This window comes from Enterobacter sp. BIGb0383 (genome assembly GCF_003751845.1).
GTDB lineage: Bacteria > Pseudomonadota > Gammaproteobacteria > Enterobacterales > Enterobacteriaceae > BIGb0383.
Window position 1 is genome coordinate 1422605 of sequence record NZ_RJKQ01000002.1, and the last position, 22581, is coordinate 1445185.

Below are 22581 nucleotides of genomic sequence, written 5' to 3' on the forward strand. Positions count from 1 at the left end.
TTCACGCCACAACGGAATGAAAACAAGATCGACGTCACAGGATTTATTGCCATTTCGCCTACCCCATCACACTTTTTCCCCTTTCCCCCGAAAGCCTGCCGCAAGACCGCCTGGCGGACGAGACAATTCTTCGCCCCCTTTTTATTCTGAATTCATCACGAGACTGTCGGCAAAACGGCTTAGCCGCTCGGGACTGAGTAGCAGAGGCAGATACAGCGGGCTACCTTCAGGCGGGTTATCGACCCAGCGGGCAACGGTATCAGCATAGCGCAGCAGGGTTTGCTGATGCTCTGTCGCCACGCGCTCAGCGGGTTCGCCATAGCGGTCGCACCAGAGTAAATCGGCCACGGCGGCCGCCACGCGGGCAAACATCTGGCTGTAGATTTCGCCATTACGCCAGGCCGCGAGCAGTACAGTCAGCGTTTCATCGCCGCCGCCAATACGCGGAGTCAATTCGCGCAGGGCCTGCACCGCACCGGCGCTGAGAAAGCAGGCGGCCTCTTTTTCCAGGGCGATCAGCTGACGTTGTTCAAGACCGCTTGCCCGGTCATCCGCCAGGAACAGAGGCTGATACGCCTGCAGCCAGTTGGCACTGCGGGTATCCATATGCAGCAGCTGCTGGGCCTGAGCAAAACTCTGTGGAACCTGGCTCTGGTCATGTAGCCGTCGCCCCAGCAGATTGGGGGTTTTACACAGCCAGTCGTGGCTGCTGTAGAGCAGCGTCGCCAGCCTCTGGCGGTCCTGCTGATGACGAAAGCGCAGCTGCTGCTGTTCGGCCCAGCGGTCAAAGGCCGACCCGGCGCTGTTATCCGCCTGATTCGCCGCCGTCAGGCCATAAAGATTAATGGCGTTGGCCGAGTCCATCACCCGACTGTCGGGCAGCCACTGCCAGCTAACCCGCGAGGAGATGGCTTCGATTTCGCCCTCAGCGGCGCTGATGGCCCAGCTCAGGCGGCCGGCAATCTCGTCGCCCAGCCAGCAGGGCAGGATCGTCCAGCCATAGCCGGTGCCCCAGAGATCGTATTCGATCCACTTTTTATGCCCCGGCAGGCCGGTGATATGGGGATGATTAGCAAAGCCGGGGTGGTAGTCCAGCTCGGTGGCTTTAATCGAGGCCCGCACGTCGTCAGGCAGCCGGGAAAGCACGCCTGAAAGCTGCTGGCGCGGCCAGGAGCTATCGATAAAGTCGCGCAGCACCAGCTTTTTGCCCTGCGCCCGTATTTGGCTCCAGACCTGATGCAGACTCTGCTGCCAGCCACCGGTCTGGAACGCCGGCGTGGTCAGGCTAAGGATGATACCGCTGAGGTGCGGCAGCGCGGGCAACAGCGCAGTAAAAATCGCGGCGTAAAACCGCTGCCAGAAGTCCGGGGCACTTTTCTCATCGAAGGAAAACTCGGGGAACTTGCGCTTAATAATATCGTCGGACGGGGCCGCTTCCCCCTGCAGCCAGAAGGAGAGGTGGTTCGCCTGCAGGTAGTCGTTGACCCGTTTTAAATATTGCAGGCTGTAGTTTTGCTGGTGAATCAGATTGCCGACCTGCAGCCGCTGGCTCAGAGGTGACGGCGTCGCCAGCAGCGACAGCAGCTCCTGCTGGTGAAGAATGATGCCGGTATAGCCGTGCCGCTTCGCGCTCTCGACGCCCTGAACCAGCCACGGCCAGTGCCAGATCAGGGTGCTGTTCAGTTCCATCAGCTGCTGCGGAATACGTTTCATTGCGTCGCCCGAATTCTTTCCATGCTCTGATAGTAAGCGATTATTTAATGAGGACAATATGAAAAAATATGCCCTGGTCGGCACCGGCGGACGTGCCGGACTCTATATTTCGGCAATCGGTGGACAGTGGAAAAACAGCGCCAGCCTGGTGGCCTTTTGCGATACCAACCAGACCCGGATGCAGTACGCCAACCGGCTACTGAGCGAAGCCGGTGCGCAGGCCGTCTCCTGCTGGCAGGCGGAGCAGTTCGAGGAGATGATCCGCGAAACGCGCCCCGATACCATTATTGTGACCACGATGGATCGCACCCACGATGACTACATCGTCCGCGCCCTGCATGCGGGCTGCGATGTGATCACCGAAAAGCCAATGACCATCGACGAAGCCCGGGCGCTGCGTATTCTCGATGCCATCGAACAGACCGGTCGTCAGGTGCGGGTGGCCTTTAACTACCGCTACGCCCCGCACCACAGCAAAGTCCGCGAACTGCTGATGCAGGGCACCATCGGCGAAGTCCACTCCGTCCACTTTGAATGGCTGCTCAATACCGAGCACGGCGCGGACTATTTCCGCCGCTGGCACAGGGAAAAACGCAACAGCGGCGGGCTGTTGGTGCATAAATCCACCCACCATTTCGACCTGATGAACTTCTGGCTGGGCAGCTATCCCGAGCGGGTGTATGCCGAAGGCGGCCTGCGTTTCTACGGTAAAGAGAACGCCGAAAAACGCGGCATCCGCCAGTTTTACCCACGCGCCCACGGCTATGCCGCTGCCAAAGACGATCCGTTCGCGCTGCATATGGAGGAGAACCCCCAGCTTAAGGCGCTGTATCTGGATGCCGAGCACGAGGATAACTACTTCCGTGACCAGAGCGTGTTCAGCGACGGGATCACCATTGAGGACACGATGTCGGTACTGGTGAAGTACCAGAATCAGGTGCAGCTCACCTACTCTCTGAACGCGTATTTGCCGTGGGAAGGGCTGAACGTGGTCTTTAACGGCAGCGAGGGCCGACTGGAGATGAAGCTGGTGGAGAAATCCTACGTTAACGCCGGGGGCAAACGGGAAAATGAAGGCAGTCTGGAGCAGTGCGATATCACCGTCTTCCCGATGTTCGCCGCGCCCTGGAAAGCCGAGTTTAACGTGGGAGAAGGCGGACACGGCGGCGGTGATAACGCTATGCTGGCAGACCTGTTTGGTGAACCCGCTCACGACCCGCTGCAGCGGGCCGCCGACCACCGCGCGGGGGCCATGTCCATCCTCACCGGTATCGCAGGAAATATCTCCATACAGCAGCAGCGTCCGGTGAATTTCCGCGAGTTTGAACTGGTTGCCCGACTGAAAAAACAGTAACGTTCTGTCGCCGCCGGGCAATCGGCGGCTAGAACATCAGCCGTCCCACCAGCGGCGCCAGCAGCACCATCACCACGCCGGAGAGCATCATCACCAGGCTTGCCACCACGCCCTCCTGCTGGCCCAGCTCATAGGATCGCGCCGTCCCGGCCCCGTGCGAGGCGGCACCAAACCCCGCACCTTTAGCCATCCCTGCGCGGATCGCCAGCCGCAGAAAAAGGACATCCCCCACCGCCATGCCGAACACGCCGGTGATCACCACAAATAGCGCCACCAGATCCGGCTGGCCGCCCAGCGGCTTCGCCGCCGCCAGCGCAAAGGGCGTGGTGACGGAACGCACCGCCAGACTGCGCTGGATCTCATCGGAAAGGGTAAACAGGCGCGCCAGCCAGATTGAAGAGGTGACCGCCACCACCGTGGCCGTCACCACGCCAGCGGTCAGGGACATCCAGTGACGTTTAATGATCGCCAGGTTGTCATAGACCGGCACGGCAAAGGCAATGGTCGCCGGACCCAGCAGCCACATCAGCCAGTGGTTTTCGCCCATATAGTTCTGGTACGAGATATGGCCGAAGACCAGGATCAGCACCAGCAGCAGTGGGGTAAAGACCAGCGGCATCAGCGGCAGTTTGTGAAAACGTCGGTAGAGCCGTTTATTGGCAAAATAGAGCGCAACCGTCATCACCAGACACAGGATACTGACCAGGGAGTCACTCATGTCCAGCCCTGCGTATTTCGTAGCGGTAGACCTTATCGACCACCCAGGCGGTCGCACCCAGCACCAGCAGCGTGCTCAGGGCAATCACCAGACAGATGCGCCAGCCGTCAACCATCAGCAGCTGGGCGTAATTAACCACCGCCACCACCGCCGGGACAAAAAACAGCAGCATTTCCGCCAGCAGCCAGGCAGCACCGGCCCGCACCCAGCGCAGAGGCACGATACGGCAGAGGATCAGCATCAGCAGAATCAGCATCCCGACGAGGTTTGCCGGAAGGGGCAGGTGCAGCCAGGCCACCAGATATTCCGCCACGACAAACAGTCCGGCATAAAGCACCACCTGCACCGGGATCTGTAAGCGCTGCAGTAGCACAGGTGCTACGCGGCTATAGGCCACAGCCATCTCTTGATTTCCTGAACAAAAACAAAGAAGCACAGTATAGAGAGCGCACGATCGCGACTGAAATGAATTAAACTCATCGCAGGTATAGTCACGAGGAATAATGATGGATATTCGAACGCTGCGCTATTTCGTCGAAGTGGTGCGTCAGCAAAGCTTTACCCGCGCAGCCGAGAAGCTTTTCGTCACCCAGCCAACCATCAGTAAGATGTTGAAAAACCTTGAAGATGAGCTGAACTGTACCCTGCTGATCCGCGACGGCCGCAGGCTGCTGCTCACCGACACCGGTCGGGTGGTGTTTGAACGCGGGCTGGCGATCCTCGATGAGTTCCGCCAGCTGGAGGCCGAGCTAAATGACATCAACCACCTTAACCGCGGCGTGCTGCGACTGGGCATTCCCCCGATGGTCGGGGTGCTGATGGCCGGGCCCATCGGCCTGTTTCGCCAGCGATACCCCGGTGTGGAGCTTAAAATTTCTGAATCTGGCGGCCTGACGGTCCAGCAGGCGGTGATGAACGGCGAGCTTGATCTGGCGATGACCGCCCTGCCGGTAGAAGAGGATAGCGGCCTGACCACCCTGTCGCTGTTCAGCCACCCGCTCTGCGTCCTGGTGCCGCGTACCGACGCCTGGGCCGACCAGCAGGCCATCTCTCCCGAGCAACTGGCGGAGCATCCCCTGCTGATTTATAACGAAGATTTCGCCCTCAGCCGCCAGCTTTCACGGCTGTTCCACCAGCACGGCGTCACGCCGCGCATTGCGGTCCGTAGCGGGCAGTGGGATTTTCTCGCGGCCATGGTGCAGGCGGGAATCGGCATCGCCGTCCTGCCGGAACCGATCTGCCAGCGTCTGGATAAACAGGCCCTGCGCTGGATCCCACTGCAAAGCGATCTCAGCTGGCAGCTGGGAATGATCTGGCGCGATGGGGTCTATCTGTCACAAAGCGCCCAGGCGTGGCTAAAGTGCTGCGAGTCATTCTGGCTGGCGAAGTGAACAGCGGCGGCGTGCGACCGTCGCACAGCCGCACCGAGGGTTATCTTTCATCACCCAAATATAATCTGTGCGTCTTTGCGATTTCCGATACCCTTTTTTCGTCCACCCCCGCCTCGGTGGCAAATTCTTCCCAGCGGGACACAACGCCGCAGATATCGTCAATAATGGCTTTTATCCCTTTAAGAGGTAGCCCCTGTATTTTTTTGCCGATTGTAATCAGGTCATCCCGGGCAAAGTCATCACGCTTGCCGTTTATCGTCATCTGGTGATGGCTGACCCATTCACTGTCCGTTCTGTATGCCCAGGACACGTCGTAGGCCGGAGATAAGAACCATGTGCCGTCCATATCCATTAGAAAGCCAATATTTTTTGTATGGTCGTCCTGATTCCTGGCGACCACATTGAAAACCATCCTCCGGAAAAACTGTATTGCATCTTCACGTGAGAGATTAAGCTCACGCATCACATTCAGAGCAAGTTCATAGCTATAAACCCCAGGCACATTGAAATCGGCATGATCAAGGGCGCACAGCGTTGCCATATGAATCTTTTCGCCGTCATCAGTTCTGTCAAACCGCTTTGTCATAAAGTGGGCACGGCTACCCTCTTCCAGTAGTCGACACTCCGTCATCTCAATTTTTGCAGCCTGCGCCATTAAGTAATAAGCGTATTCAATCCGGCCATAGCCCTGCGTATCCGCTAATTCAGCGGCCTCTTTCTGCACATCAAATTTGAGCAGCCAGTAACTAAATCCTTTTGGCGCTTTCACCTGACCAGAACGGATTTCATTTTTATCGTTGATGGCGATAACGGCTTTCGCCCTCGCACCGCCCGCACTGGTACCGACCTGAATAAGACGCTTCAACGCTTCATCATCTACGGAAGGATCCTGTGACTCAATGCGATCCACCATGGCTTCCCGGCTATGCAGCACCAACTCAGCCAGTTCAACCAAAGCATCAAGCTGAATTTTTTCAGTTTTACTGGAAGCTGGCTCAATGGCAGGTCGGTATTCCAGCGCGCCCATCCCCCGATTTCCCTGATAAAGCAGGCGCTCAACGGGTGAGAAAGAGGCTTTGTCTCGCCCATTTTGGGCCAGCCAGGCATCCATCAGCGCATATCCATAGGCATCCGGAAGGGAATCGGCAAAGACAGGCGGTAACTTCTTAAACGTGTCGACAGAAAGTGCGGCAAAACTATAAATTCTGTCTTTACTGAGGGGCATACGCACAGGGGCGATTTGCAATCCACCATCAACAAACTCTGGCGCGTATTGAAATTGCCCCACTTTCAGGGTGTCATCCCAGTTAAGCGCACCAACAAATCTATTCCAGAGATACACCTGAGCAATCATTACCAGCTTCCTCTTCCCGAGTCCTTTTTACGTGTAATCAATTGCCGGGTATCTGCTGTCTTTTTTACGTAGGGTTTTGCTGTCTCTTCGGCTACTGTTTTACGCCCGCCGGAAGCCCTCACCCGCTGATTTTTGCCGAGCTCAGCAAGGAGCAACGGGCTGACAGGAATATCCTCGACCATAGAGCTAAGCCTCTCCATTTCGCCCAGCGCACGAAGGACAGCAATAACGTTAACAAGCGTACCCCGTCCTTTAGCCAGGCTACGATATGTCTCACGCGAGATACCGGCAGCCTCTGCCAGCTGCGCCTGCCCTACATTATGCTTTAAGCGTAGATTTTCAATTCGGTCGCCGATTTCTTCGGCAATCGCCTCATTACTCATTACGGTTAGTCGCACCTGAACCTCTTTTCACATCTACGCCTAACAAACCAGGCAAAAAAGCGCAAAAATGCAAATAACGCCTGGCAATTTAGGCATTGAAGAAACACATCATCTGTAGAAATCTTAGCACCAGAAAATAAATCAACGCACAATTATCCAGGCACTAATGACTAAAAAAGACATTACCGCCTAAAAAATAAGGCATTAATAACATTTTTTAGCAGGGAGAAGGTGTGAAGAGTGCCGCCTCCTGAGCGGAGGCGGCACTTTATTACGCTTTTTCGATTAGCAGGGCTTCCAGCAGATCGAGGTCGTGCAGCATTTTTTGCAGGGTTTCATTGCTGATCTGCCGGGTGGCACGCAGATGGTAGAGCTCGCCGCGCTCGGAGCGCAGCGCCGCCAGGCGGAAGCGGCGTTCGAGATTCTCTTCCTGCATTGAGTTCTCCACATCGTTACGCCCGTCGGCGCGACGGCGCAGGTTGCCGATAACCCGTGAGCTGACTTCCTTCAGTAGCTGGTTATCAATGTTCTCCTCGCTGTCGTTGATCAGCCGCTCCTCCATCTTCTGGATCGCGACAATCGCCACGTCGGCGGTCGCGGAGCGCGCCAGGCGCTCCTCCTGCCGCTGCAGGGAGTGGTCGCCGACCTCAATGTGCTGGAGCAGAATCGGCAGCACAACGACCCCGACAAACAGAGAGATAAGGATCACGCCCGTCGCAAGGAACACCAGTTCATAGCGCGCCGGGAAGGGCACATTTTCAGAAATAAAGAGCGGAATAGAGAGCACACCCGCCAGAGTAATGGCCCCGCGCACTCCGGCAAAGGAGGCAATCAGCAGCTCACGGGTGCTCCAGGCCCCAAACTCCATCGGCTTTTTCTTCAGGAAACGACGGCTAAAGTTTTTCATCGTCCACAGCCAGCCGAAGCGGACCAGCATCAGCGCAGCGTAAATCAGGATAATGTCGGTAAACAGCATCCAGATTTCTACGTTCGGATCGGCCGCCGCCTCCGCCAGAGAGGTTTCGAGAATGCCCGGCAGCTGCAGACCCAGCAACAGGAAGACCATGCCATTAAAGACAAACTCCAGCATCGCCCAGGTGCTGTTGGCACGCAGGCGCATCGCCAGCGGCGCGGAGCGCATTACCCCGGAGCGGGTAATGGTCATCCCGGCCGCCACCGCCGCCAGAATGCCCGAGACGCCAATATGTTCGGCAATCAGATAGGACGCGAACGGTAGCAGGAACAGCAGAACAATCTGGGTGGCTGGTTCATCGCCCCCCCAGCGGCTGAGGAAACGCAGAGAGCGACCATACAGCCAGCTCACCACAAAGCCCGCCAGGATACCGCCCGCCGCCACTTTGAAAAATTCCACCGTGGCACCACCGACGGTGAAGACCATAGTCCCCATCGCCACCGCCACGGCAAACTTCAGCGACACCAGGCCGGACGCGTCATTCATCAGCGCCTCGCCCTGCAGGATGCCCATAATTTTTTTCGGAATACGGCCTTCGCCGACAATGCCCGAGAGCGCCACCGCATCGGTCGGCGACAGCACCGCCGCCAGCGCCAGAGCCGGTATCAGCGGAATACCCGGCACCAGCCAGTAAATCAGGAAGCCGATCCCCACCACCGTCACCAGCACCAGGGCCAGCGCAAGGCCGAAGATCTCCCGGCCGTGCTCAAGGAACTCGCGGGTCGGCGTTTTCCAGCCGTCGGCAAACAGCAGGGGCGGAATAAACAGAACCAGGAAGAGTTCAGGATCGAACTCGACGTGCAGGCCAAAGGTCGGCCAGGCCAGGCTCGCGCCGATGGCGATCTGCATCAGCGGCAACGGGATTTGAAAAGGCAGTACGCGTGTAATAACGCCGGAAAGCGAGACCACGAGGGTCATGATGAGTATTGTGAAGAAGATTTCCATGCTGTCCCTGTTTGCAGTGTCTTTTTAATAACGACAGAGCGTCGTGCTCTGATACTAAAACATCTTAATCAATACAAGGGAAACAGGATATGCCTTAAATGGCAAAACGGGCGGCCAAAGCCACCCGTTTTTGTGGGTAGTGAGCCTTAGATAGCCCAGCCGCCCGCGTAGAATGCTACCAGCGCAATCGCGATAACCACGGTGCCGATGTTCAGCTTACGCCACTCACCGGACACCACGCGGCCAATCACCAGCGAGGCGAAACCGATCATAATCCCGGTCACAATGTTGCAGGTCAGGACGATAAACACCGCTGTGATCAGGCCCGCCATCGCATCAACAAAGTCGCTGAAGTCGATTTTCGCGACGTTGCTCAGCATCAGCAGGCCGACGTACATCAGCGCGGGTGCCGTTGCATAAGCCGGAACCAGATAAGAGAGCGGAGAGAGGAACAGGATCAGCAGGAACAGCACACCCACGGTGATTGCCGTCAGACCGGTTTTACCACCCGCTGCCGTACCGGCTGCCGATTCGATATAGACCGCCGCCGGAGCCGCGCCCACCAGGCCGGAGAAGACGCTGCTCAGGGAGTCAGTGGTCAGCGCTTTGCCGCCGTTAACAATCTGGCCGTCTTTATCCAGCAGGTTCGCCTGACCGGCGACCGCACGGATGGTGCCGGTGGCATCAAATACCGCCGTCATCACCAGCGCCAGCACGCTTGGCAGGACGATGGGGTTCAGCGCGCCCATAATATCGAGACTGCCGATCAGGGAGTTGCCGTTCTCATCGCTCAGGGACGGCATCGCGAAAATCCCGGAGAAGTGCACGTTCGGATCGAAAATCAGGCCGACGATGGAAATACCGATGATGGTCAGCAGGATGCCGCCCGGTACTTTCAGTTTTTCCAGACCGATAATCATCGCCAGACCAATCAGGGACATAATCACCGGGAAGCTGGCGAAGTGACCCAGCGCCACCGGCAGGCCGTCCAGCGGGTTTTTCACCACCAGACCGACGCCGTTCGCGGCGATCAGCAGCAGGAACAGGCCGATACCGATACCGGTACCGTGCGCAACGCCCTGGGGCAGGTTGCGCAGGATCCAGCTACGAATGCCGGTTGCGGAGATCACGGTAAACAGCACGCCCATCAGGAAGACGGCGCCCAGCGCCACCGGAATGCTGATCTGCTGCCCCAGCACCAGGCTGAAGGCGGTAAAGGCGGTGAGTGAAATGGCGCAGCCGATGGCCAGCGGCAGGTTTGCCCACAGGCCCATCAGAATAGAACCAAGACCCGCGACCAGGCAGGTCGCAACAAAGACGGCCGCCGGCGGGAAGCCCGCTTTACCTAACATGCCCGGAACAACGATAACGGAATAGACCATCGCCAGGAAGGTGGTTAAGCCGGCAACCACTTCCTGACGGACGGTGCTGCCACGAGCAGATACTTTAAACCAGGCGTCGAGTGAACCGCCGGTACGCGCTGAAGGCGTAGACATAGAAACATCCCCTGAGAGTTTTTTATTTTTCGTCGTATACGTGATGGACAATCCACTGCCAGCGAAACGTCATCTCCTTGTGCTACATCGGTGCGCCAGGGGGCGACGCGAAAAAGCAAACGTTTAGCTCCGCGTATACAAAACGGTGTGTCAAAAAAAGGCAAACGATTATCCTGCCCGAAGCCCCCTCTTTTCAACTGAACTTTGCCGGTTTTCGCGAAAAATAACAGAGGGTGATGAAGAAGTAGCCAAAGAATGCGCAAACGTTATCGTTTATGCGCAATCTGCTAACGTTTTGGCAAAGATTATGCGCCCGGCAGCTCGAACGGTCCGCCCTGCTGAATAGCACGCTGCCAGCCGGGACGACGTTCAATCCTCTCCCGCCAGGCCTCAATATTCGGCAGGTCACCCGCCTCGCCGCGGGCCAGCAGCGCAAACACCGGGAAGGTCATCTGAACATCGGCCATGCTCAGCTGCTCCCCGGCAAACCAGGGCTGCCCGGCAAGATGGGATTCGATAAACCGGGCATGGGTCTTAATCTGCCCGTTAAGCCAGGCTTTTTGCACGCCCTTCCCCAGCGCCCCGCCGAGCGTGCGCAACCCGAAGGGCACCGGCGGTTTACCGAAACGGCCCAGGACCAGCTTAATCAGCAATAAAGGCATTAATGACCCTTCGGCATAGTGCAGCCAGAAGCGGTACAGCTGTCGGTCAGCAGGCTCCTGCGGCCTGAAATGGCCATCCGGGTCGTAGGTTTCCTGCAGATATTCGAGGATCGCCCCTGACTCCGCCAGCACCAGGCCGTTATCTTCCAGCACCGGGGATTTCCCCAGCGGATGCACTTTCTTTAGCGCCTCCGGTGCCAGCATGTTGCTCTCACGCTGATAGCGCACCAGTTTGTAAGGCAGATTCAACTCTTCAAGCGCCCATAAGATACGCTGGGAGCGAGATTGGTTCAGATGGTGTACCGTCAGCATAATGCTCTCCTTCTCGTTATTCTGAATAACTATAGGAAACCGTTCCTGATAGTGAAAAAAATTATGGCGAAAAAATCACCGCTCACTGGCGATTCTGCGGGTCTGTGCCAGACTTAAGTTGTCAGCACAATCCGGAACCTCCAGATTGCTCGATTGAGGGGTGTTGATGTCGGGGGAAACCCTCCCGCACGCAGGCGGGATAGAGCGAAAGACAAAGACCGGAACGACTAAAGCGCCCCAGTTGGGCGCTTTAGTTTTTTTACATTCCCTTAATCCTCTTCCAGCAGTCGTGCACCGGTACCGCGCTCACCCAGCTTATCTTCCGGGTTGCGCAGCGGACAGTCGCGCCGCGACAGGCAGCCGCAGCCAATACAGCCGTCGAGCTGATCCCGCAGCGCCACCATCGTATGAATGCGCCGATCAAGCTCCTCGCGCCAGAGCGAGGAGAGCTTCGCCCACTCTTTTGCGTTCAGCGGCTGACCTTCAGGCAGGACGCCAAACGCCTCGCCGATGGTCGCCAGCGGGATGCCAATCCGTTGGGCAATTTTAATGATCGCCACAGAACGCAGCACATCGCGTCGATAACGTCGCTGATTACCGGCGTTGCGCGTACTTTTGATCAACCCTTTGCTTTCATAGAAATGCAGGGCTGACACCGCCACCCCACAGCGTTTTGCCACCTCGCCCGGCGTCAGCAGGGTTTTAATTCGCGTTGATTTCTTTTCCATAAATCGCTTTACCTCAAGTTAACTTGAGGAATTATACTCGCCCGCAGACAAAACGACGAATCCAGTAAAGAGGCCGGTTTATGTCCCATCAGGCAATTATTCAAACGCTTATTGAATGGATTGATGAACATATCGATCAACCCCTTAACATTGACGTGGTCGCCGCGAAATCCGGGTATTCAAAATGGTATCTGCAGCGGATGTTCCGTGCGGTGATGCACCAGACGCTGGGCGACTACATTCGCCAGCGCCGGCTGCTGCTGGCGGCGGAAGCGTTGCGCACCACCCGCCGTCCGATTTTCGATATCGCGATGGACTTAGGCTACGTATCGCAGCAAACCTTTTCCCGGGTATTCCGCAGGGAGTTCGACCGGACGCCGAGCGACTATCGCCATAATCCGTCGTCGATGCAGGCTACTTCGTACTGAGCACCGCGTACTGTAATAGCCAGCCGGTAAAGTCCTGCGGTGGCATCGCTTTGGCGAAGTGCCACCCCTGACAATACTGCACACCGCGCTTGAGCAGCCAGTTCACCTGCTCAGCGGTTTCCACCCCTTCCGCAATCGTCTTCAGCCGCAGGCTCTGCGCCATCTCAATAATATGCTCAGCGATCAGATGGCTGGTGCTGTTGGTCGCCAGCGTATCGATAAATGACTTATCGATTTTCAGGATATCCACGTTCAGCGAGTAGAGGTTGTGCAGATTTGAGTAGCCGGTACCGAAATCATCGATAGCAACCTCATACCCGGCCTGGCGGAACGCCTGGATCACCGGCGTGGTTTTCGGCACGTCGATAAAGCCACGTTCGGTCACTTCGATTTTGATCTGCTGAGTACGGACGGAATACTCCTGCGCTTTATCCGTGATCAGAGAGATCAGTCGTGGAGAGTGAAAATCAGCGGCGGAGAGATTAATGGAGATATAGATCCCGGGATGGGCGGAGAGATAGCTACCTAAATCAGTGAAGACTTCTTCAACCACATAATCCGTAATACGTTCAATCATTCCCTCGTTTTCCGCCAGCGGGATAAATTCCGCCGGGCTCATCACCTGGCCGTTAAATCCCGGCCAGCGTAATAATGCTTCAGCCCCCACGCAGGTATTATTTTTAATATCGATAATGGGCTGGTAATGGAGCCGAAGCTGCCGTCGATCAAGCGCGCGCTGTAGCCTGCGCCGGGGAGAGTTAAACTCCCGCCGTGTTCGGGACCAGACCAGCAGCAGTAAAATGCTGCAGAGAATGCCCAGCGGTAGCGTCAGGGCAACCTGGTGCCAGAGGTTTTGATAAAAGCGGGCCTGCGTGGTGGCCACAATGACCGCAATCGGGCGCTTCGCCGAACGGGTAATGGTGTAAAAACGCCCGTCCTGCTGGAAAGCGGAGGCTTCCTGATGGGCCAGTTCACGCAGATGCCGGGCATCGGCGGATTCGCTGGCTGAAAACAGAGCGCCGGTAACCGTATCATAGACGCCGTAGACCAGCGCAGGATCGTTGGTCATCACTTCGCTAAACGAGAGCGGGTTAATCGCCACCGCGTAATGACCCCGCTGTAAATACGTCATCCGGTAGCCGGGGTAAAGGGGGATATCACGATAATAATAGATCGAAATATTCGGTGAGCGGCGATAATCCGGCTCCGCCATCATATAAGGCTGTGACGGTTTGCTTACCGTCGAACATATAAAATGCTGACCCTGCGCATAAATAAGATCGTCGACATATAAACGCCCACGAATAATATTAAGCATGTTTTCTTGATGGGCTTCAGAACAAATATCACCCTGATATTTTTCCGCCGCCTCGCGGGCCAGATCGGCCTGATGAACAACCGCCTCGGTTTTATTCAAAACCAGATCGGAAAATGAACCTAACTGACTGCTGGTTTCACTTACGGCTCGTAACTGGGCAAACCATAAGGCCAGCACTATCGGCAGGGACGTTACCAGAATAACCCCGACGATTCTCAGCAGCCTGCGCAGTGCGCTACGATTCATTTTCGCCCAATATCCCTGCATTAAATGTGCCTGTAATCGACAGGCTGCACGCGTTGCTATACATAAACAGACGGTTACGTTGCATGAAACACCCAACATTAGCAACCGACTTTTCGCTACCTCATCCTAATATTTGGTTATGACGATAATATTTGCCCGTAAGGCAAACTAAAAGTACGCCTTTAGTTTTTATTAGGGTGAGAATAATCCTGGAAAAAACGTTTTTTAAATAGCCTTAAAAGACCGAATTCTCTTTTCGCCAGGCAATCTTACAGAAGAGCAATGTTTTCCGTCGAGCAATAACTGTTGAACGGCATAAATGATGAAAAAACAGACTTTCTCCCTCTCTTTTCACTGGCTAATAAAACACCAAATGTGATAGAGTTCACAAAACGATACAAGCAAAGACATCGTTTCATTCTTCCCCTGATTAACGCCTCCGATAGCCGCCGTGTGCCGCGCTGTTGCTGGCCCCTGTTATCTTCTGAGGTTAGGTTTCATGGCTACCATTACGACCGGCGTTCTGCTCTTTCGCTGGCCGCTGTTAAGCGCAGTGCTGATGTTTCTGGCCAGCACCCTGAATATCCGGTTTCGAAAATCCGACTATATCGGCCTGGCGGTCATCAGCAGTACGCTGGGCGTTGCCGCCGCCTGCTGGTTTGCCACCGGTCTGCTGGGCATCAATATGGTCGAGGTCGATGCGATCTGGGGAAATATGAAAGTCCTGATGGTAGAAATCATGAGCCAGACACCACCCGACTGGCCGATGGTGATCACCTGAGGGTATAACAGCGCTTCAAAAAATGAAGCGCTGTTTTTTTATGCAAAGTAAGCACTTAGCCGTTTTTACCCTTTAATAAATGCAACGACGTTTGCATTTCAATTGTAATGAGAACCATTCTCATATTAACATAACGCCGTGACTATTAACTTTTAGTACTATCCGGCTATGTCTGACCACTCCGCAGCGTCCGCACACTTTACGCTTGAATCGCTTTATGGCGAGCATCATGGCTGGCTGAAACACTGGCTGACGCGCAAGCTACACTCTGCCTTTGACGCGGACGACGTGGCCCAGGATACCTTTCTGCGGGTGATGAACGGCGAATCACTGGCCGCCATTCGCGATCCCAAATCCTTTCTTTGTACCATTGCCAAACGGGTGATGGTGGATCTGTTCCGTCGCCACGCGCTGGAAAAAGCGTATCTGGAGATGCTGGCTCAGCTGCCGGAAGCCCTGGCTCCGTCGCCGGAGCTGCATCAATCCCAGCTGGAAACCCTGCAGCAAATCGACCGGATGCTCGACGGGCTCAGCGCGAAGGCGCGGCAGGCGTTTCTGCTCTCTCAGTTGGAAGGACTCACCTATAACGAGATCGCGCAGCGTCTGTCGGTCTCGGTCAGCTCGGTGAAAAAATACGTGGCGAAAGCCACCGAGCACTGCCTGCTGTTTCGTCTGGAGCAGGGGCTGTGAAGACGCCGCTCACCGATGCACGTCGGCAGGCGTTACGCTCCGCATCCCAGTGGTACGCCGTCTTAAGCGCGGGTCAGGTTAGCCCGCAGCAGGAAGCCCGCTGGCAGCAGTGGATCGACCGACATCAGGATAACCAGTGGGCCTGGCAGCAGGTAGAGAACCTGCGCCATCAGATAGACCGGGTGCCGGGCAACGTCGCCAGCCGCGCCCTGCAGGATACCGCCATCACTCGTCGCCACGTGCTTAAAGGACTGGTGCTGTTGCTCGGCATCGGCAGCAGCTGGCAGCTCTGGCACTCCGATACCGGCACCGGCCTGCGCGCAGACTACCGCACGGCTAAAGGCGAGGTTCGCCAGCAGCATCTCGATGATGGCACCCTTCTGACTCTCAATACCGACAGCGCGGTAGACGTTCGTTTTGATACCCGGCAGCGCCTGATTCACCTGTGGTACGGCGAAATCGCCATGACTACCGGGAAAGATAGCCAGCAGCGGCCTTTCCGCGTACGTACCCACGACGGCACGCTGACGGCGCTGGGCACCCGCTTTACGGTCCATCAGCAGGAGAGTGAAACCCGGCTCGACGTTCATGAACATGCGGTTGAAGTGGCGCGGGCAAGCGACCCCACGCAGAAACGGGTGGTCCAGCAGGGCCAGAGCCTGCGCTTTAGCGCCAGCGGTTTTGAAGATATTCAGCCGCTTAATGACGAAGCGGGAAGCTGGGTGCAGGGCTTACTGAGCGTTAGCGATCGGCCGCTGGGTGAGGTGATTGCGACGCTCGCCCGCTATCGCCGGGGCGTACTGCGCTGCGATCCGGCCGTCGCCGGGTTGCGCCTGAGTGGCACTTTTCCCCTGAAGGACACCGATGCCATCCTCAACATTATTGCGCAGACATTACCCGTAAGAATTCAGTCGGTTACCCGTTACTGGGTGCAGGTTTCACCGCGATAGCGAAAAAATTCTCATTTTCAATTGTCCCTTTTCTTTCCCTCATACGACTTCATACCTGAATACCAAATAAAAATGATGATGGAGACGTAATGACGCTTCGTAAGACAACACCTTTGGTGACGGCAATCCGCTTAAGTCTGCTCCCGCTGCTCGGGCTGGCTTCGTTCTCAGCCCTGGCCGCGATACGCTACGACATCGCCGCAGGCGATCTCGATAAAGCCCTTAACCAGTATGCTGCCGCCAGCGGGATCGCTCTGGCGTCGGACGCCAGCCTGACCCGGGGCAAACACAGCAACGGCCTGCACGGCGACTATGAGATTGCCAACGGTTTACAGGCGCTGCTGGCCGGTAGCGGTCTGCGGATTAAATCGCTGGGTGACAACAGCTGGACGCTGGAACCTGCACCTGAATCAGCGGAAGAATCCCTGACGGTTGTCGGCGACTGGCTGGGCGAAGCCCGCGAAAATGACGTGTTCGAACACGCCGGCGCCCGCGATGTGGTCCGCCGCGAGGATTTCGCCAAAACCGGCGCGGCCACCATGCGCGAAGCGCTGCACCGTATTCCCGGCGTTAACGCCCCGGAAAATAACGGCACCGGTAGCCATGACCTGGCGATGAACTTCGGTATTCGCGGCCTCAACCCGCGTCTTGCCAGCCGTTCAACCGTTCTGATGGACGGTATTCCGGTTCCCTTTGCGCCCTACGGCCAGCCGCAGCTCTCCCTGGCGCCAATCTCGCTGGGTAATATGGACGCCATCGACGTGGTTCGCGGCGGCGGGGCCGTGCGCTACGGACCGCAAAGCGTTGGCGGCGTGGTGAACTTCGTGACCCGCGCCATTCCGCAGGATTTCGGTATTGAAGCCGGGGTTGAAGGTCAGCTCAGCCCGCGCTCGTCGCAAAACAATCCAAAAGAAACGCACAATCTGCTGATTGGCGGCACGGCGGATAACGGCTTCGGGACCGCGCTGCTCTATTCCGGCACCCGCGGTAGCGACTGGCGCGAGCACAGCGCCACCCGTATCGACGATGTGATGCTGAAAAGCAAGTATGCCCCGAACGAGGTGCATACCTTTAACAGCCTGCTGCAGTACTACGACGGGGAAGCGGATATGCCTGGCGGCCTGTCACGCGCCGACTACAACGCCGACCGCTGGCAATCCACCCGCCCGTATGACCGTTTCTGGGGCCGTCGTCAGCTCGCCAGCGTCGGCTATCAGTTTGCGCCGGACAGTCAGCATAAGTTCAATGTTCAGGGCTTCTATACCCATACCTTGCGCAGCGGCTATCTGGATCAAAAGGACATTATCACTCTGTCACCGCGTGAATACTGGGTACGCGGGATCGAACCACGCTACAGCCAGAGCTTTATGCTCGGTTCGTCCGCGCATGAAGTGGGCGTCGGCTATCGCTACGTGAATGAATCCACCCATGAAATGCGCTATTACACCGCAGCCACCAGCGGTCAGCTGCCCGATACCTCCAGCGCCCGGGATCGCAACAGCCGTTCCGGCACCGAAGCGCACGCCTGGTATCTTGATGACCGTATTGATGTCGGCAACTGGACCATCACGCCGGGCATGCGTTTCGAACATATTGAGTCTTATCAGGAAGATCTGCGGAAACAGAAACGCCAGGACGTGAGCTATAACGCTCCGCTTCCGGCCCTCAATATCCTTTATCACGTTACTGACAGCTGGAATCTCTATGCCAACACAGAAGGCTCGTTCGGCACCGTACAGTACAGTCAAATTGGCAAGGCTGTGCAAAGCGGCGATGTGGAACCGGAAAAAGCGCGAACCTGGGAGCTCGGCAGCCGATACGACAACGGGGCGCTAAGTGCTGAAGTCGGGCTGTTCCTGATCAACTTCGATCACCAGTACGACTCTAACCAGACCGATAACACCGTCACCGCACGCGGTAAAACCCGCCATACCGGGATGGAAAGCAAGCTGCGTTACGATCTCGGCGATATGACGGACACGCTGGAAAACGTCTCTGTGTACGCCAGCTATGCGTATGTTGATGCGAAGATCCGCGAAAAGGGAGACACCTACGGCAATCAGGTGCCGTTCTCGCCGAAACATAAAGGCACCTTCGGCGTTGACTATACGCCCGGAAGCTGGACCTTCAACCTGAACAGCGACTTCCAGTCCAGCCAGTTCGCCGATAACGCCAACACCTGGGCCGAAAGTGCAAACGGCAGCACCGGGCGTATTCCGGGCTATATGCTGTGGGGTGCACGCGTAGCCTACGACTTCGGCCCGGAGATGGCCCACCTCAATCTGGCCTTCGGCGTGAAGAATATCTTCGATCACGACTACTACACCCGTTCGTACGAGGATAACAACAAAGGCCTCTACGCCGGACAGCCACGCACCCTCTATATGCAGGGCTCTGTGAAGTTCTGAACCTGTGCCGGGCATTTGCCCGGCCTTTCTGTTTCTGGAGATAGCTATGTTTATTCTGATTCGTACTCTTTTGCTGGCCCTGCTGTTTAGCGCCAGCCAGGTTCAGGCGGTCACGGTAAAGGACGAGAAGGGAGACTTTACCCTGGCGCAGTCCCCTTCACGGGTTGTGGTGCTGGAGCTCTCCTTTGCCGACGCCCTGGCCGCCGTGGATATCAGCCCGGTTGGCATCGCTGATGATAACGATCCGTCCCGTATTCTTGCCGATGTCCGCGCACATCTGAAACCCTGGCAGTCGGTCGGCACCCGCGCCCAGCCAAGCCTGGAAGCGATCAGCGCCCTGAAGCCGGACCTGATCATCGCCGACAGCAGCCGGCATGCCGGTATCTACGACGCGCTGAAGAAAATTGCCCCGGTCCTGCTGCTCAAATCACGCAATGAAACCTACGCAGAGAACCTGCAGTCGGCGGCGATTATCGGCAAGGTACTGGGTAAAGACGCACAGATGCAGAAACGTCTGGCCCTGCACCGTCAGCGGATGGCCGACTTCGCCCGCCAGCTGCCCGCCGGGACAAACGTGGTGTTCGGCACGTCCCGCGAACAGCAGTTCAATCTGCATACCCGCGACACCTATACCGGCAGCGTGCTTACCGCGCTGGGGCTGAAAGTACCGGAACCAACAGGCCAGGCGTCGATGCCGTCCATTAACCTGGAACAGCTGCTGGCGATTAATCCGGAGTGGCTGATTGTCGCCCACTACCGCGAGGAGAGCATCGTCAAAAAATGGCAGCAGGACGCCCTGTGGCAGATGCTGCAGGCCGGACAGAAACAGCAGGTTGCCGCGGTCGACAGCAATACCTGGGCCCGGATGCGCGGGATCTTTGCCGCCGAGCGTATCGGTGGGGATATGGTTAACATTGTCCATCATCAGCCGCTTGATGCCGTGAAATGAAACCCAGGCTTCATCCACTTCTGAGGTGGGGATTACCCCTTGTGGCGCTGGCCGGTGCGTTCTGGCTAAGCCTGTTTAGCTGGTCGGCAATCCCTATCCCGCCGCTAAACGCGCTACACGCCCTGCTGTTTCAGCCGTCACCGCCGCTGCCCGAAGCGCTGGTGCAAAACCTGCGTCTGCCGCGCAGCCTGGTCGCACTGCTGCTGGGCGGCAGCCTGGCGCTGGCCGGTGCCCTGCTGCAAACCCTGACCCATAATCCGCTGGCCTCGCCGTCCCTGGTGGGGATCAACAGCGGTGCCGCGCTGGCGATGGCCTTGACCAGCGCCCTCAGCCCTGCGCCGCTGGCGGGCTACTCTATTGCGGTCATTGCCGCCTGCGGCGGCGGCATCAGCTGGCTGCTGGTGATGATGGCCGGCGGTGCCTGGCGCCAGACCTGGGATCGTCATCGACTGATCCTGGCCGGGATCGCCCTCTCCGCGCTCTGCATGGCTTTAACCCGTATTACGCTGCTGCTGGCAGAAGATCACGCCTTTGGCATCTTTTACTGGCTGGCGGGCGGCGTTTCTCACGTGCGCTGGGCCGAGTTCTGGCAGCTGTTTCCCTTTGTGGTGGTCCTCGCGCCCGCCATGCTGCTGCTGGCGAATCAGCTGAATCTGCTTAACGTCAGCGATGCTGCCGCACACACCCTGGGCGTTAATCTCACCCGGCTACGGATCGCCGTTAATCTGGCTGTTCTGCTGTTGGTCGGCACCTGCGTGAGCGTCGCCGGGCCGGTGGCCTTTCTCGGCCTGCTAATGCCGCACCTGGCGCGTCTGTGGGTGGGCCATGACCAGCGTCGGATGCTGCCGATGAGTATGCTGCTTGGTGCGACCGTCATGCTGCTGGCCGATGTCCTGTCGCGGGCGCTGGCCTGGCCGGGCGAACTGCCCGCCGGTGCGGTGCTGGCGCTGATCGGCGCGCCCTGTTTTGTCTGGCTGGTCAGGAGGCGCGGATGAAAACCCTGATGCCGTATGCGTTGCTTCTCACGCTGGCACTGCTAGTGGCTCTGTCTCTGCAAATGGGGGCGATACCGCTCCCCTGGTCGGCGCTGGTCAGCGGCTGGCAGCCTGGCGATGAACATCACTATGTCCTGATGCAGTACCGGCTACCGCGCGTGCTGCTGGCCCTTTTTGTCGGCGCGGCGCTGGCGGTCTCCGGCGTGCTGGTGCAGGGGATTGTCCGCAATCCGCTGGCCTCGCCGGATATTCTCGGCGTCAATCATGCCGCCAGTCTGGCCACCGTCAGCGCCCTGCTGTTGCTACCAGGTCTGTCGTTATTCTGGCTGCCGCTGCTGGCCTTTGTCGGTGGAATGGCAGCGATGCTGCTGCTGTTTGTGCTTGCCGGAACCGCGCGTCCAATGCGGCTGGCCTTAACCGGCGTGGCCCTGTCGGCCACCTGGGCCAGCCTGACGGATTACCTGATGCTGTCGCGCCCGCAGGATGTAAACAATGCCCTGCTGTGGCTGACGGGCAGCCTGTGGGGACGCGACTGGTCATTTGTCGTCGTTGCCCTGCCTGTACTGGCGCTGCTGCTTCCCCTAAGTCTGCGCCTGTGCCGCGATCTGGATCTGCTGGCGCTTGGCGACGAACGGGCCAGCACGCTGGGTGTACGACTCCAGCGGGTACAAATCGGCGGGATCGTACTGGCGGTGGCGCTGTCGGCTACCTGTGTTGCCATCTGCGGCCCGGTTGGCTTTATCAGCCTGGTGGTCCCGCACCTGGTGCGCCGTCTGGTCGGTGGACGTCATCGCTGGCTCCTGCCAATGTCGGCGGCGATGGGCGGCGCGGTCCTACTGCTGGCGGATCTACTGGCACGCACCCTGCGCCCGCCCATGGAGCTGCCTGCCGGTGTGCTGACGGCCATTATTGGCGCGCCCTGGTTTATCTGGCTGTTAGTGAGAATGCGTTAAATGGAACTGAAAACAGAAAACATGACCGCCGGATACGGCAAGACGCGCATCCTTGACGGGCTGTCGCTGACCCTGCCCGCCGGGAAAATTACCGCCCTGCTTGGCCCCAACGGCTGTGGGAAATCGACGCTATTGAAGTGTCTTTCGCGGCTAATCACGCCTGAATCAGGCACGATAATGCTCAATAACGGTAAATTAGCCGATCTGAGTCAGCGCCAGCTTTCCCGGCATCTGGCCCTGCTACCGCAGCAGCATATGACCCCGGAGGGGATCACCGTTCGCGAGCTGGTCTCCTACGGACGCAGCCCCTGGCTGCCGCTGTGGGGCAGATTATCGGCGGATGACTGGCAGCGAGTGGACGCGGCGCTGGATAAAACCCAGACCCTACACCTGGCCGAACAGCGGCTAACCGACCTCTCCGGCGGCCAGCGCCAGCGCGCTTTTCTGGCCATGATCCTGGCCCAGGATACACCAATTGTGCTACTGGATGAGCCCACCACCTGGCTCGATATCAATCACCAGGTCGAGCTGATGAAGCTGATGCGCGAGCTGAATCTCGCCGGAAAAACGGTGGTTGCCGTGCTGCACGACCTTAATCAGGCCAGCCGCTACTGCGACCACCTGGTGGTGCTGTCCGGCGGGAAGGTGATGGCCGAGGGCACGCCGGAGCAGGTGATGCAGCCCGCGCTGCTGCGTCAGGTCTTCAGTATCGAGGCGCAGATCCACCCCGAGCCGGTGTCCGGCAGGCCGATGTGCGTGGTGGAGTAACAAAGATACAGACATAAAAAAACCGACGGGTGAGGTCGGTCTTTTTATGTCCCGTGGCAGAGCAGG

Annotated in this window: 21 protein-coding genes; 11 read left to right on the plus strand and 10 right to left on the minus strand. The window is 57.6% G+C overall.

Going from position 1 to position 22581, the window contains the following annotated elements; all coding sequences use genetic code 11:
- Positions 1–141: 141 nt before the first annotated feature.
- Positions 142–1713 (minus strand): hypothetical protein, encoded by a 1572-nt coding sequence (locus EDF81_RS15105; RefSeq protein WP_123348924.1) that lies wholly within the window; start codon positions 1711–1713, stop codon positions 142–144.
- Positions 1714–1771: 58 nt separating this feature from the next.
- Between EDF81_RS15105 and EDF81_RS15110 the strand changes: the two genes are divergently transcribed.
- A complete protein-coding gene (locus EDF81_RS15110; RefSeq protein ID WP_123348925.1) occupies positions 1772–3067 on the plus strand; it encodes a Gfo/Idh/MocA family protein in 1296 nt (431 codons plus the stop codon).
- Positions 3068–3095: 28 nt separating this feature from the next.
- On the opposite strand, the gene EDF81_RS15115 is transcribed toward EDF81_RS15110, so the two are convergent.
- Positions 3096–3785: an LrgB family protein gene (locus EDF81_RS15115; protein WP_123348926.1), complete on the minus strand. Its 690-nt coding sequence runs from the start codon at positions 3783–3785 to the stop codon at positions 3096–3098.
- Positions 3778–4188 (minus strand): CidA/LrgA family protein, encoded by a 411-nt coding sequence (locus EDF81_RS15120; RefSeq protein ID WP_123348927.1) that lies wholly within the window; start codon positions 4186–4188, stop codon positions 3778–3780. Before EDF81_RS15120 ends, EDF81_RS15115 begins: the two co-directional genes overlap by 8 nt.
- Positions 4189–4291: 103 nt before the next feature.
- Here EDF81_RS15120 and EDF81_RS15125 point away from each other — a divergent pair, with 103 nt between their 5' ends.
- Entirely contained in the window at positions 4292–5176 is an 885-nt protein-coding gene (locus EDF81_RS15125; RefSeq protein WP_123348928.1) for a LysR family transcriptional regulator, read from the plus strand.
- Between the two features lie 40 nt (positions 5177–5216).
- On the opposite strand, the gene EDF81_RS15130 is transcribed toward EDF81_RS15125, so the two are convergent.
- From EDF81_RS15130 to soxR, 6 genes are all read right to left on the minus strand, one after another.
- Positions 5217–6530: a type II toxin-antitoxin system HipA family toxin gene (locus tag EDF81_RS15130; protein ID WP_184999495.1), complete on the minus strand. Its 1314-nt coding sequence runs from the start codon at positions 6528–6530 to the stop codon at positions 5217–5219.
- The gene (locus EDF81_RS15135; protein ID WP_184999494.1) at positions 6530–6913 is read right to left on the minus strand and encodes a helix-turn-helix transcriptional regulator; all 384 of its coding nucleotides are present in this window, start codon (positions 6911–6913) and stop codon (positions 6530–6532) included. Before EDF81_RS15135 ends, EDF81_RS15130 begins: the two co-directional genes overlap by 1 nt.
- Positions 6914–7184: 271 nt before the next feature.
- Positions 7185–8831 (minus strand): Na+/H+ antiporter, encoded by a 1647-nt coding sequence (locus tag EDF81_RS15140; RefSeq protein WP_123348930.1) that lies wholly within the window; start codon positions 8829–8831, stop codon positions 7185–7187.
- A gap of 146 nt (positions 8832–8977) precedes the next feature.
- Positions 8978–10327 carry a guanine/hypoxanthine transporter GhxP gene (gene ghxP, locus EDF81_RS15145; protein WP_123348931.1) on the minus strand — a complete coding sequence of 450 codons (1350 nt, stop codon included), beginning with the start codon at positions 10325–10327 and terminating at the stop codon, positions 8978–8980.
- Between the two features lie 305 nt (positions 10328–10632).
- Positions 10633–11301, minus strand: a complete 669-nt coding sequence (locus tag EDF81_RS15150) for a glutathione S-transferase family protein (RefSeq protein WP_123348932.1) — start codon at positions 11299–11301, stop codon at positions 10633–10635.
- A 269-nt stretch (positions 11302–11570) separates the two neighbouring features.
- Positions 11571–12029 carry a redox-sensitive transcriptional activator SoxR gene (soxR, locus tag EDF81_RS15155; RefSeq protein WP_123348933.1) on the minus strand — a complete coding sequence of 153 codons (459 nt, stop codon included), beginning with the start codon at positions 12027–12029 and terminating at the stop codon, positions 11571–11573.
- An 80-nt stretch (positions 12030–12109) separates the two neighbouring features.
- Between soxR and soxS the strand changes: the two genes are divergently transcribed.
- Positions 12110–12457, plus strand: coding sequence for a superoxide response transcriptional regulator SoxS (soxS, locus tag EDF81_RS15160; RefSeq protein ID WP_123348934.1), 348 nt, complete (start codon positions 12110–12112; stop codon positions 12455–12457).
- Here soxS and EDF81_RS15165 read toward each other — a convergent pair.
- A complete protein-coding gene (locus EDF81_RS15165) occupies positions 12444–14021 on the minus strand; it encodes an EAL domain-containing protein (RefSeq protein WP_123349073.1) in 1578 nt (525 codons plus the stop codon). The two genes, soxS and EDF81_RS15165, sit on opposite strands and share 14 nt — an antisense overlap.
- 499 nt (positions 14022–14520) lie before the next feature.
- Here EDF81_RS15165 and EDF81_RS15170 point away from each other — a divergent pair, with 499 nt between their 5' ends.
- The 8 genes from EDF81_RS15170 to fecE all read left to right on the plus strand — a co-directional run bounded on the left by EDF81_RS15170 (position 14521) and on the right by fecE (position 22515).
- On the plus strand, positions 14521–14802 hold the full coding sequence (locus tag EDF81_RS15170; RefSeq protein WP_123348935.1) for a YjcB family protein: 282 nt from the start codon (positions 14521–14523) through the stop codon (positions 14800–14802).
- Between the two features lie 168 nt (positions 14803–14970).
- A complete protein-coding gene (fecI, locus tag EDF81_RS15175) occupies positions 14971–15492 on the plus strand; it encodes a ferric citrate uptake sigma factor FecI (RefSeq protein WP_123348936.1) in 522 nt (173 codons plus the stop codon).
- Positions 15489–16442: a ferric citrate uptake sigma factor regulator FecR gene (gene fecR, locus EDF81_RS15180; protein WP_123348937.1), complete on the plus strand. Its 954-nt coding sequence runs from the start codon at positions 15489–15491 to the stop codon at positions 16440–16442. The genes fecI and fecR overlap by 4 nt, the downstream gene beginning before the upstream one ends.
- Positions 16443–16531: 89 nt before the next feature.
- Positions 16532–18850, plus strand: a complete 2319-nt coding sequence (gene fecA / locus EDF81_RS15185) for a TonB-dependent Fe(3+) dicitrate receptor FecA (RefSeq protein ID WP_123348938.1) — start codon at positions 16532–16534, stop codon at positions 18848–18850.
- Between the two features lie 46 nt (positions 18851–18896).
- Positions 18897–19799, plus strand: coding sequence for a Fe(3+) dicitrate ABC transporter substrate-binding protein FecB (locus tag EDF81_RS15190; protein WP_123348939.1), 903 nt, complete (start codon positions 18897–18899; stop codon positions 19797–19799).
- A complete protein-coding gene (gene fecC / locus EDF81_RS15195; RefSeq protein ID WP_123348940.1) occupies positions 19796–20794 on the plus strand; it encodes an iron-dicitrate ABC transporter permease FecC in 999 nt (332 codons plus the stop codon). Before EDF81_RS15190 ends, fecC begins: the two co-directional genes overlap by 4 nt.
- On the plus strand, positions 20791–21747 hold the full coding sequence (gene fecD, locus EDF81_RS15200; RefSeq protein ID WP_123348941.1) for a Fe(3+) dicitrate ABC transporter permease subunit FecD: 957 nt from the start codon (positions 20791–20793) through the stop codon (positions 21745–21747). The genes fecC and fecD overlap by 4 nt, the downstream gene beginning before the upstream one ends.
- Complete coding sequence (fecE, locus tag EDF81_RS15205) at positions 21748–22515, plus strand: Fe(3+) dicitrate ABC transporter ATP-binding protein FecE (RefSeq protein ID WP_123348942.1); 768 nt, start codon at positions 21748–21750, stop codon at positions 22513–22515.
- The last annotated feature ends 66 nt before the right edge of the window (positions 22516–22581 follow it).